Annotated in this window: 8 protein-coding genes; 1 reads left to right on the top strand and 7 read right to left on the bottom strand. The window is 65.4% G+C overall.

Annotation, left to right across the window (positions count from 1 at the left end):
• Positions 1-224 precede the first annotated feature (224 nt).
• Positions 225-650 (top strand): septal ring lytic transglycosylase RlpA family protein, encoded by a 426-nt coding sequence (locus tag CFB17_RS01055; protein WP_207761879.1) that lies wholly within the window; start codon positions 225-227, stop codon positions 648-650.
• A gap of 13 nt (positions 651-663) precedes the next feature.
• Here CFB17_RS01055 and CFB17_RS01050 read toward each other — a convergent pair whose 3' ends face one another.
• From CFB17_RS01050 to CFB17_RS01020, 7 genes are all read right to left on the bottom strand, one after another.
• Positions 664-1,968, bottom strand: a complete 1,305-nt coding sequence (locus tag CFB17_RS01050) for an NtaA/DmoA family FMN-dependent monooxygenase (protein WP_207761878.1) — start codon at positions 1,966-1,968, stop codon at positions 664-666.
• Between the two features lie 148 nt (positions 1,969-2,116).
• Positions 2,117-2,884 carry a hypothetical protein gene (locus CFB17_RS01045; protein WP_088559543.1) on the bottom strand — a complete coding sequence of 256 codons (768 nt, stop codon included), beginning with the start codon at positions 2,882-2,884 and terminating at the stop codon, positions 2,117-2,119.
• The gene (gene hslO, locus CFB17_RS01040; protein ID WP_088559542.1) at positions 2,881-3,795 is read right to left on the bottom strand and encodes an Hsp33 family molecular chaperone HslO; all 915 of its coding nucleotides are present in this window, start codon (positions 3,793-3,795) and stop codon (positions 2,881-2,883) included. Before hslO ends, CFB17_RS01045 begins: the two co-directional genes overlap by 4 nt.
• Positions 3,796-3,804: 9 nt before the next feature.
• A complete protein-coding gene (argF, locus tag CFB17_RS01035; protein WP_088559541.1) occupies positions 3,805-4,704 on the bottom strand; it encodes an ornithine carbamoyltransferase in 900 nt (299 codons plus the stop codon).
• Positions 4,701-5,888, bottom strand: coding sequence for an aspartate aminotransferase family protein (locus tag CFB17_RS01030; RefSeq protein ID WP_088559540.1), 1,188 nt, complete (start codon positions 5,886-5,888; stop codon positions 4,701-4,703). The genes argF and CFB17_RS01030 overlap by 4 nt, the downstream gene beginning before the upstream one ends.
• A 142-nt stretch (positions 5,889-6,030) precedes the next feature.
• Positions 6,031-6,864, bottom strand: coding sequence for an ABC transporter permease (locus CFB17_RS01025; RefSeq protein ID WP_088559852.1), 834 nt, complete (start codon positions 6,862-6,864; stop codon positions 6,031-6,033).
• 113 nt (positions 6,865-6,977) lie between these two features.
• Entirely contained in the window at positions 6,978-11,720 is a 4,743-nt protein-coding gene (locus tag CFB17_RS01020; protein ID WP_088559539.1) for a translocation/assembly module TamB domain-containing protein, read from the bottom strand.
• Between the last annotated feature and the right edge of the window lie 5 nt (positions 11,721-11,725).

The following is an 11,725-nucleotide window of genomic DNA, read 5'->3' as shown; positions in this document are numbered from 1 at the left end:
GATCTATTTTGACAAGCAAGAAAGCATTCTTGCGTTCCGGCCCCCACAGTATGGCATCGTGCAACAGAGTCATCACGCCCGGCGTCATAAGGATTAGAGTGCAGCAAACACAAATATACTTATCGAACAATCTTCCCAGAACTTTTAGCCATCCACCAAAAGATTGGTCGGAACCGCGTCAGCTCTGAAGGATTATTATCCCCATTCGCTGGGGGAGATACATGATGAACTGGCATCGCGATATCGTGATTGGCGGCCTCGTGGCCTGCCTCGTAAGCGCGCCCGCCATGGCCACTGAAACCTGCCCGACGACCACCGGATTGGCCTCCTATTATGGCCAAGGGATGCACGGCAAGAAGACTGCCACGGGCGAACGCTTCAACAAGAATGCCATGACCGCCGCGCACAAAACCCTGCCGCTCGGTACGAAGGCCACAGTGACCAATCTCGAAAATGGCAAGAAAGTCGACGTCAAGATCAACGACCGGGGGCCCTATACCAAAGGGCGCTCCCTGGATCTGGCCGAGGGTGCGGCCAAGAAGATCGACCTGAACGACGGCGATGGTGTGGCCAAGGTAAAGATTGTGCCCAAGGAGACCGTCGTCGCCGCGAAGGACGGCAATAAAAAGACGGTCTGCGCCGGCAAGTGATGGCCAAGACGGCCTAGGTTACGACCGGCAATCCCAGCCGATCGCGCAGATTGCCGGTCCCATAGGCCCGGCGAAACAGGCCACGCCGCTGCAGCTCCGGCACCACGCCCGTGACGAAGGCCTGAAGACCTCCCGGATGCCAGGGGGCAAGGATGTTGAAACCATCGCAGGCGCCGGATTCGAACCAGAGCTGCAAGGTGTCCGCCACCTGCGAAGGCGTGCCGCGAACCAGCTTGTGACCGCGCGCGAGCACCATTCGCCGCGCGATCCCCCCCAGCGACAGGCCCTCACGGGCGAGCTTTTCGACCATCGCCAGCCGGCCGCGCTCGCCCTCGCCACCCCGCAGATCCGGCAGGCGGCCCGCTGGATCGTGGTTGGTCAGATCCTGGCCCACCATGTCCGAGAGATAGGCCATGGCCAAAGGCGGCGGCACGAGCTCTTCAAGCATGGCCTCGTTCGCGGCCGCCTCCGCCGCCGTGTCGCCCAGGATCGGCATGATGCCGGGCATTACCTTGAGCATCGCCGGATCGCGGCCGGCCGCCCTCGCGGCGGCCTTCAGGGCCAGGCTGCGCGCGGTCGCGTCCGCCAGCCCCTCGTTCAACGTGAAGACGACATCCGCCAGATGGGCCGCCAGGTCCTGGCCCGCAGGCGAGATGCCGGCCTGAATGACGACCGGCCGGCCTTGCGGCGGACGGGGCACGTTCAAGGGCCCCCGCACGGCGAAGAACTCGCCGTTATGCTCGATCGGCCGAATCTGGTCGGGCCGGGCGAAGTCGCCGCTCGCCTGATCGGCCAGGACGGCATCCGGCCCCCAACTCAGCCAGAGCGCCTCCATGACACGGACGAATTCGGCCGCGCGCCGGTAGCGCGCGTCGTGCGCCATATGTGCCTCGGCGCCAAAATTCCGCGCTTCCTGCCATGTGCTGGAGGTGACGATATTGACCGCAACACGCCCCTCGCTGAGGAAGTCCAGCGTCGCCAGCTTGCGCGCCACGGCGTAGGGCTCGTTGTAGGTCGTCGATACGGTGGCGGCGAGGCCGATATGCCGGGTGCGGGCAGCCAACGCCCCCAGGAGCGTAAGGGGCTCCGGCCGCACGACGATGCTGTGTCGCAGCACCGCGTCGTGGGTGTCGTTCAAGCCCAGTCCATCGGAAAGGAAGACGAAATCGAAGAGGCCGCGCTCCGCGATGTCAGCCAGCCCGGCATAGAAATCGAGCCGCATCAGATCGCGCGGATCGACGCTTGGATGGCGCCAGCCCGCCACGTGATTGCCGAGATTGAAAAGAAAAGCACCGAGATGCATCTGGCGTCGGGTCACGCGGAGCCTCCATCGGCGGACCAGTACGCCGGTCGGCCTCGTTGAACGGACACTACCCCGCCTCCCAGGGCTGCCTTCAGGCCGCGATCCGGGTCACGGCGCGATCTCGCACAAGGCGGCGACCACGCCCTCGATCTCAGAGCCGCCGCTAAAGTGACGGCAGAGACTGCGACTGGATGGTATCGCTACCGGCCGCGGGCGGATAAGGCTGGCCGCCAATCGAGGACGTTCCGCCCGCGGCCGACGTGCCCGAAGCCGGCGCCGAGGGCGTAGCTGTAGCCGATGTCGGGGCCGAAGGCGTCGGATCGTTGCTCACCGTCGCGAACTGGCCCAGATTTTGGCGGGCGGTCTGCTTGAGATTGGGCTCCATGTCCTGGATTAGGTCGGCCATCAGACGGCGCGCCTCATTGTCCCGCTCGACCACCGAGGCCCGCTGCCCGACCGAGCGGGAACGGCCGACATGCGCCGTAGCCGAGACACGCTCCTGCCCCGCCTCGTCCAGAATGATGATCCGGATCGCGAGATTGCCCTCGAGGGCGTAGGTGGGCGCATTGCCCATCCAGCCGAAGAAGCCACTGCTACGATCGGGGATGAGGCGCTCGGTGACGCTGGCCTGCTCGACCACAGCCTTGGCCGAACCGCTACCGCCGCCGGCTCGAACCCTGACCGCCAGCCAGCGCTTCGTCTCATCGGTGAGTTCGTTGCTGCGTCGTGCGTCGACGAAATTGGTCTGCGCCGGCGCTTGGCGCTGGTCGACGATCTGCACGTTGCCGACGGCCAGCGTCACGCTGGGCTGAGCGCTGTAGTTTGGTCGATAGTCGATCTCGTCGGTCTCGCAGCCGGCGAGGCCGAGGAGGGCCACGGTACCAAGCGAGGCCAGAAGGACGCGCCGTCGATGCAGGACCAAGTTCGTCAATGCCTCCGTGTATTGAACAGTTCAACCAGCCTGGCCGGTTCATAGTGGTAGCTCTGGTTGCAGAACTGGCAGGTGACGTCGATGCTCCCGTCGGGCAGGCGCATTTCCTCCACCTCCTCGGCGGAAAAGCTGAGGAGCACGCGCTCGACGCGCTCCTCGTCGCAAGAACAGCCATGCGCCAGCGCCTGAGGCTCGAAGACGCGTACGCCCGTCTCATGAAAGAGTCGGAAGAGCAAGGTGTCGAGCGGTAGACCGGGATTGGTGATCTCATCGTCGGTGGCCGTGCCCAGAAGCACCATGGCTTCCTGCCAGTCCAGCGCCTGCGCCTCCTTGGCCGCCGGATCGGTGACGGCCAGGGCCTGGACGATGATGGCTCCCCCGCGCCAGGCGCCATTGGTATCTTGCTCGAGCGCCATGCGAATGCCGGTCGGCACCTGCTCCGAGCGACGGAAATAAGCCAGCATCGAATCAGCCAGCGAGCGGCCCTCGAGCTCGACGATGCCCTGATAGGTCTCGCCGCCCGATGCCGCCTGATCAACGGTGAGGGCCAAAAGCCCCTGGCCCAGCAGGCTGACCGGATCCTCATCGGCGCTCAATGCGGCTACCCCCGCCGCATCGAAGCTCGCATAGCCCCGCAGGAAGCCGTCATTGGTGCAGTCCGCGACCATGAGCCGGATGGCTCCCTGCCCTCGGATCTGCAGCGAGAACTTGCCGTCGAACTTCAAGCCGCCGGCAAGGCCGCTGGCCAACACCAGCAATTCGCCCAGCACGCGGCAGACCGGTTGCGGATAGGCGTGCGCCTTCAAGACGCGGTCGACCGACTGGCCCAGCCGGACGAACCGCCCACGGATTTCCGAAGCCTCAAGCTGGAACGGCCTGAGGACGTCGATGGCAGGGATGGTTGCGCTCATAGCGCTTACTTAGGAAGCAAGACACCAGGCGAGAATAGCCTTTTGCGCATGAAGGCGATTCTCGGCCTCGTCGAAGACGACGGATTGCGGACCATCGATGACCTCCGCCGTCACCTCCTCGCCGCGATGGGCGGGCAGGCAATGGAGGAAGATCGCATCGCCGCGCGCCTTGGCCATGAGCGCCCCATCGACCCTGAAGGGCGCCAGGAGCCGGTGCCGCCGCTCCGCGTCGGCATCGCCCATGGAGACCCAGGTATCCGTCAAGACGACGTCGGCGTCACTCGCGGCGACCGCCGGGTCATGGGTGACGGAGACGCGCCCCTGGCGCTCCCCGGCCCAGGCCAGCACCTCCGGCTCCGGCATCAACTCGGGCGGACAGGCAACGGCCAGCTCGAAATCGAAGCGGACCGCCGCCTGGATGAACGAGGTGACCATATTGTTGCCGTCGCCCGTCCAGGCGAGCTTCTTGCCCCGGATCGGCCCCCGATGCTGCTCGATCGTCATGACATCCGCCATCACCTGGCAGGGATGCGAGCGATCGGTCAGCCCGTTGATCACCGGTATGGTGGCGTATCGGGCCAGCTGGTTGAGCTTCTCGTGCTCGTCGGTACGGATCATGATCGCGTCGACATAGCGCGAGAGCACCTTGGCGGTATCCTCGATCGTCTCGCCGCGGCCGAGCTGCATGTCGCGCGAATAGAGCACGATCGGATCGCCCCCCAACTGCCTGGCCGCCACCTCGAAGGAGACGCGCGTGCGGGTCGAGGGCTTGTCGAAGATCATGGCCAGCGTCTTGCCGGTCATGGGCTTGAGCGCCAATGCTCCATCCTTGAAGGCCCGGGCATCGTCGATGATGCGACGAAGATCCTGGCCTTCGACGAGGTCGAGGTCGAGAAAATGGCGGGTCATGCGGCCTCGGCCCGGCTGGCAGCCTGTTCGATAATGCCGACTCCTTCCTCGATCTCGTCCAGGGTGACGGTCAAAGGCGGCAGGAGGCGGACGACATTGTCGGAGGCCGGAATCGTGACCAGGCCCAGTTCCATGAAGCGCGCGACGACGTCCCCTGCGGGCTGGACGGTCCTCAGCCCGAGAATGAAGCCCTTGCCGCGCACTTCGGCGATCATCTCCGGATGCCGCGCGGCCATGCCCTGGAGTCGTTCTCTCAGGACGCCGGCACGCCTTGCGGCATCGGCCATGAAGCCTTCCTTCAGCATGACGTCGAGCACGGCGTTGGCGACCGCGGAGCCCAGCGGATTGCCACCGAAGGTCGAGCCGTGCGTGCCATAGGTCATGCCGGCCGCAGCACGCGCCGTGGCGAGGCAGGCGCCGATGGGAAAGCCGCCGCCCAGCCCCTTGGCCAGGGCCATGATGTCCGGCACCACGCCCATCCCCTCATAGGCGAACATGTTGCCCGTCCGGCCAAGCCCGCATTGCACTTCGTCGAAGAGCAGCAGCATGTCATGCTCGTCGCAAAGCTGACGAAGTGCCGCCAGGAACCCGGGTTCGGCCGCGCGGATGCCGCCCTCACCCTGGATCGGCTCGATCAGGATGGCGGCGGTCGAGGGCCCGATCGCCGCCTGGACGGCCGCAAGATCCCCGAACGGCACGACGTCGAAGCCCTCCAGGAGCGGCGCGAATCCCTCGGCCATCTTGGGCGTGGGCACTGCCGAGATGCCGGTCATCGTCCGCCCGTGAAAGGCGCCCTCGAAGGTGATGACCCGATGCCTCCCGGGAAGGCCACGGGCGAAGAAGTGGCGCCGCGCCATCTTGACCGTGATCTCGATCGCCTCGGCACCCGAATTACAGACGAAGACGGTCTCGGCGAAGCTGTTGGCGACCAGCCGGTCGGCCAGCTTCTGCAAAGCCGGGATCTCGTAGAGATTGGAGGTATGCCAGAGCGCATTGGCCTGGCTCGTCAAGGCCTCGACCAGATGTGGATGGCAATGGCCAAGTCCCGTCACCGCGATCCCGCTGCCGAAGTCCAGATATCGTCGGCCCCGGTCGTCCCACAATTGCGCACCCAGGCCGCGCTCGAAGGCGACATCCATGCGTTTGTAGACGGGAAGCAAGGTTGGAACGGACGAATTCAGCATGACGGCAGGTGCGAGCACCCCTCCAGATTTATAACATCCAAAAGACAAAGCCGGCGACATGCCGGCTTTGAAGGATATAGGGCGTTGCACAGATCCGCTCGCGGAACAAGCGCAGAAAGATGAAGCGGCGCGACGGGCTCCCTCAAGCCTTCAGGCGGTGGCCCGTGCGAAAGAACCTGAGCGTCAGCCACCAGAGCAGGATGTCGACCAGGAGCACGACGAGCGCGCCGACCCAGACATTGCCGTCGGCATGGCCGCTCATGGCAAAGCGCAACCCGTCGATCATGTAGAAGAAGGGGTTGGCCAGCGCCGCGAGGTGGAAGCCATAAGGGAGGTCGTTGATCGAATAGAAGGTGCCCGAGAGGAACGAGAGCGGCGTGATGACGAAGTTCGTCACCATCGCCATCTGGTCGAATTTCTCGGCCCAGAGCGCTGCGAGCATGCCCAGAAGCGACAGCATCAGGGACGATACCAGGAAGAAATAGAGGATGAGCCAGGGATGGCTCATCGGCAGCCGGACGAAGACCAGGGCCGCGATCGTGATGACGGCGCCTACCAGGACGCCACGCGTCACCCCGCCCATCGAGATGCCGACCACGAGCTCCGCAGGGCGCAAGGGCGGCATCAGATAGTCGATGATCGTCCCTTGGATCTTGGCGATCATCAATGAAGAGGAGGTGTTGGCAAAGGCATTTTGGGTAATGCCCATCATGACCAGGCCCGGGACCAGGAACTCGAGAAAGGAGAGTTCGCCAATGTGCCGGGCGTTCCCGCCCAGGGCCAGCGCGAAGACCGCGAGGAAGACCAGGGTCGTGATGACGGGCGCCAGCAGCGTCTGGCCGAACACCTTGAAGAAGCGGCGCACTTCCTTGTGATAGAGGGTGCTCACGCCGATCAGGTTGATGTCGGCGAAATTGGCGAACGTGCGGTCGCCTTCGCGCGGATAGGCAGGCGGCGCCACGACCACGCTCTTCATCATTTCATGCCTATTTTGCAAAACTCACCGCCCGCTGCTCATAGCCGGGCTTCACATAGCGACGCGCCGCGAGGTTTGCACGCACAAGCCGCCGATTTCGCCGACAACAGGCCTCAATAATCGTGCGTCCAGCTGAGTCCGGCACTCGTGCCGGTCTGTCCCACCGTCGTATCGGCGGACAGATTGGGCGTCAGCTCGATCGTCACCTTGGCCTTCGTACTGTCCGCCGTCGCTCCCTGCTGCACCTGCAAGAAAACGTCGTCGGAAATGTATTTGCCGGCACTGGCCGTCGTATCCGAGCCCCCCGACCCCGAGACGTCGAACGTGTCCACGCCCAATGCATCCCGCCCGATACCCATGAGCCCGTCGCCGCCGCTCTGCAGTTGCTGGATCGCGGCTGCCAGTTTCAGACCTTGGACAGGGCTGATGTCGGCCGAGGAGCGGTTGAACATGATACGCGAGACGACCTCGTCCTGGGGCGCTATCGGATCGCTTGTGAGAGCCAGCGTCGGATTGGTCGCCGCGCCGGTCACGGTGACGATGCCAGTAAAACCTCCCGCGGTCTCGGACGTCGCCTTGATGTTCAGCTCGGGAATGGGCGGTTGGGCTCCCGAGAAGGTGATCGTCCCCGTGTCGATATCAAAGCGCCGGTCCAAGAGGTTCAGATAGCCTCGGCGGTAATTGATCGTGCCGATAACAAGGGGATTGTCGGCCGTCTGCGTGACCTTGACGTTGCCGCCCCATTCACTCTCCAACCCACGGCCGCGCACGAAGAATTTCTCGGGCATGTCGACCACGACGTCGAGGCCGATGCGCATCGGCGGTGACGGTGGCGTCGTCGTTGCCGCCGGCTTCTTCTCGCCGGCTACGTTGACCGGCAAAGTGGGCGGCTTGCTGGGCGGCGGATTGGGCAGACGAATCTCCGCCTCGTTAACCTTCAGCCGGCTCTTGACGTTCATGTCGCTGAGCGAGCCGCTGACATCGGTATCGCCCGAGAGCCAGACTTGGCCGAACTCGGCATTATAGACCTGCATGTTCGCCAGCTGCACCTTGACCCCCAGGCCTGTCAGCGCCGTGCCGTTCAGGGTGACGCTGCCACTGCCATTGATCGTGCCATCCTTGCGATCCCTGGCACTCAGGGTCTGCAAGTCGATCCGGTTCTGGTTGCCGACGACCCTCACATTCAAATCGCGCAGCATGACGCCGGTCAACGAATCCTCGATCAGGCCGTTTTGGATCGCGATGTCGCCCGCAGCCTGCGGTGCTGAGAGCGTCCCGCCGAAGCGGGCATCGATATTGAGGATGCCCTGGATTCGTTGCCCGTCCAGAACAAGGATGTCGGCGATCCGGGCGAGATCGGCACGGCCGGTCAGGCTGCCATTGATCGGCTTGTTCTGCGGCAGGTCGAAGGCGAAAGGTTCCAGGCCCAGCCGAAGGGGCAGGTTCGCCTGCACGCGCAAGGGCTCGCTCGTGACCCCCGCCAAGCCGGCATTCGCCTGTACCTGGCCGCCGCCGATCGTGGCATCGGCCGTCAGATGCGCAGGCGGCACATTGCGAAGATTGTCGGCCTTAGCCTTTACCCCGGGCGCATCGAGGGAAAAGACGATGCGCGGCGCAGCGCTGCTGCCCGAGGCGTTCAAGGTGAAGCCGACCGTGCCGGCTAGGTCCGGTGCGCCGAACGGCTTGAACATCGCAAGCGGCGTCGGGTCGAGCGACGCCTTGGCATCCACGCGCCCATTGCCCAGTGCCGCATCGGCCTTCAACCGCGCCTGCCCGAAGAGCAGATCGAACCCGGCAAGCTTCATGGCGGCCCCGACCATCTCCATCTGGGCCGGCCGTTGGAGGCGAATTGGCTGGCGGGCGAAGCTGCCGGTCAGGCTCTGCAGATCGATGCGCCTGGTGTCCCCGGCCAACCCGGCCTGAAGGCTGGTCGCAAGGTCGAAGGGATTCGCTCCCTGCATTCCGCCATCCAATGCGGCGGCGATCTTGAGTGCCGCAAGGTCGCCCGTGGCCGTGACCCGCGCCTGCTTCAAGGACAGGCCCGGCTGAGCAAAGCCCGCCGCATTGATCGCCGCATCCAGGCCGAGCTTGCCGCGCACATCGTTCGCCCGCGCGGTCACGCTGGCCGATTGCAGCGCACCGAACGCGCCACCGATATCGGCCGCACGGATGTCGGCCCGGGCATTCTGCTTGCCGTCCTGGCCGTCAAAGTCGGCCTTCAGGGCGACGCTGCCCTTGAGCGGCTGGCCGATGAATGGCGCCAGCGCCGCAAGATTGCTGACCCCGCCCTCGATCCGGCCATCGGCCAGCTGCGTGGCGAGATTCAAGGCCGCCTGCCCCTCAAGCTTCGTCCCGGGGGCCGTGAGGGTCAGGTCGCGCACCGTGAAGATCTGGCCGTCGCGCGCGTAGGCGCTGGTAAGCGCTATCGGCCCGCGCCGTTCGCGGGCATCGAGGTTCAGCTTGCCGGCGATCTTGTCGATCGGACCGGCCGCATCCGCGTTCAGCGTGATCTTGCTGAAGGCGAAACCCGCTGCCTGCAGGTTGTCGATCGCGGAGGCGAGTTCGATGTCGGGCTCGGTCGTCTTGCCGCGGGCCTTGAGGTTGGCGGCAAAGCTGCCGGCCAGCGGCTGACCGGCCAGACCCGAGAGGGCCGCCAGACGCGGCAAAGCCAGATCGAGATCCGCAGCCAAGGTCTGGTCACCGCTCATTTCCACGCTGGCCTTGCCCTGGAGAGAGGCCTCCTTCGCCTTGAAGGCGAGATCCGTGACATCCAGCGACTTGCCGTTCACGTAGGCCAGATTCGCATCCAGGCTGGGCGTGGCGCCGAGCAGGTCGCTCGTACCGGCCGGCAGCCCCGCCAAATCTTCCGCGCGAAGGGCCAGGACCGCATCGATACGATCCCGCAGCGAGCCCTGCCCCTTCAAGGTCAAGCTGGCGCGTCCCGTCGTCGGCTGCTGCGTCACCGGGCGAAGCACGCTGAAGTCGGGGAGATCGAGAACGAGGTCGGTCGAGACCAGCTGATCGTCCAGCCCCATGCCGGCCTTGCCCTTCAGGCTCACGGCCGCACCCTCGAAGTCGAGGGACTGGACCGTGGCGGCCTTGCCCGCCTCGAAGCTTGCGGTGGCATCCAGCTTGGGTGCGGCGCCCAAGAGCTCCATGGCACCGGGCGGCAGGCCCGCCAGCCCGTCCGTGCGAAGGGCCAGGACCGCATCGATCTGCTTTGCCTGATCGCCCAGCGTCACATCCGCGCCGAGGTCAATCTTGCCGTCAATGCCGGGCCGGCCATTCGGATCAGGCATGGCGGCTGCCATCAAAGGCTGCAAGCTGGGTATGCCCAGATCGAGGCGCAACTTGCCCGCAAGGCTGGCCGGATCGATCGCCCCCTTGAGCGTCGCCGTGGCCCCCAAAGCCTTGAGCAGAACCGTCTTCAGATCGACCGGTCCAGCGCTCGGATAGCTCAAGGCGAGGTCGAGGCTGGCCGCCTCGTCGTCACCGAGTTGCCGGCCATTCTGGGCCAGCCCCTTGACGCTGAGGCGGCCGTTGAGGTCTGCACCAGGAAAGGTCGTCTCGAAAGGCCCGAGAAGGTTTGCCTTCAGCGCCAAGGCGACGTCGCGGACGGCATAGGGTGGATAGGCGATATCGCCGGCATTGACATCGAGGTCGATCTCGGGCTGGCGGAGAGCACCCTGCGCCAGGAGATCGAGCGTGGCGCTGCCCTTCAAGGGCTGGCCGGCAAGGCCGCTCGCGACCGCGAGGTCAGGCACGGTCAGGCTCACCTTGCCATCCAGCCGGTTCGCCGCGAGATCGGCCGCCCCACCACCCTCGATGCCGAATCCCGCGGCTCCCACATGCAGGCGCTGCAGGGCCACACGCTGAGACGAGGTTGGCTGCAACTGGACGGCGAGGTCGATCGCCCGGCCGGTCAAGGGCTCGATCGTCGGCGGCAGCACGCCGGCCGCCACGTCGATCTTGCCATCGAGGCCCAGGCGCGGCAGGTCGGCAAGACCGAGGGCGAGGTCGGCCTGGACGCTGGCCAGGTTCTGCGCCTCCAGGGCAAGCTTGCCCCGCCAGTCGGCGAGCGGGCCGCTGCCTTCGAGGTTCATATGCAGCTGGCCCGCATTCGGGCGGCCCGAGAGCGCCGCCAGAAGGCCGCCAGTCTCGTCGGCCTTGAGCTTCAGGTCGAGCGACTGCGCGGCCAGATCAGCACCCAGGCCCAGATGCAGACTGGCGGTCTGCTGGTCCTGCCGGTTGAGATCGAGCAGGGCATTCAGGCTGGTGGCGGCATCGTTGCTGCCAACCTTGCCCTCGATGCCGAAACGGGCCGCCTGCCCCAGAACGGGTTGGCCGAGCTCGAGCTGGTCCACATAAAGCCGCTGCACCTCGACGGCCACCGGGAGGGAGCGCGGGAGCTGCGGCAGGCTCGGCATGCTGAAGGGCTGCGGCTCGGGCGGCGGACTGGTGGCGGGTGGCAGGCGATTGAGGGCAACGCGCTGGGCACCGACCTCGGCCAGATTGACCTTGAGATGCAGGAGATCCGAGAGGACCAGATGCAGTCTTGCCTTATCGACCTCCAGCCACGGCCCCGAGGCATCGCCCATCCGGAGGCGACCCAGGGTCATGTCGAAGGGTACGAGGCCCTCGATGTCGGCGATCTCGAAGCTCTGCCCCGGCCCCGAGAGGCTGGAACTGGCGAGGCTGGCTACTTCCTGCTTGCCCCAGCCCGTCTGCAGGAGTCCGAAGGCACCGCCCACCAGGACGACGACCAGGACCACCAGGACCAGGATGCTCCAACCAACAAATCGCGCGATCTTGCCGATCACACCTCGTCTTGGCGGCTTGGGCGTCGCCTCGTTCATCAAAC

The sequence above is a fragment of the Arboricoccus pini genome (assembly GCF_900187945.1).
GTDB lineage: Bacteria > Pseudomonadota > Alphaproteobacteria > Geminicoccales > Geminicoccaceae > Arboricoccus > Arboricoccus pini.
This window is presented reverse-complemented; position numbering and strand designations above follow the sequence as displayed.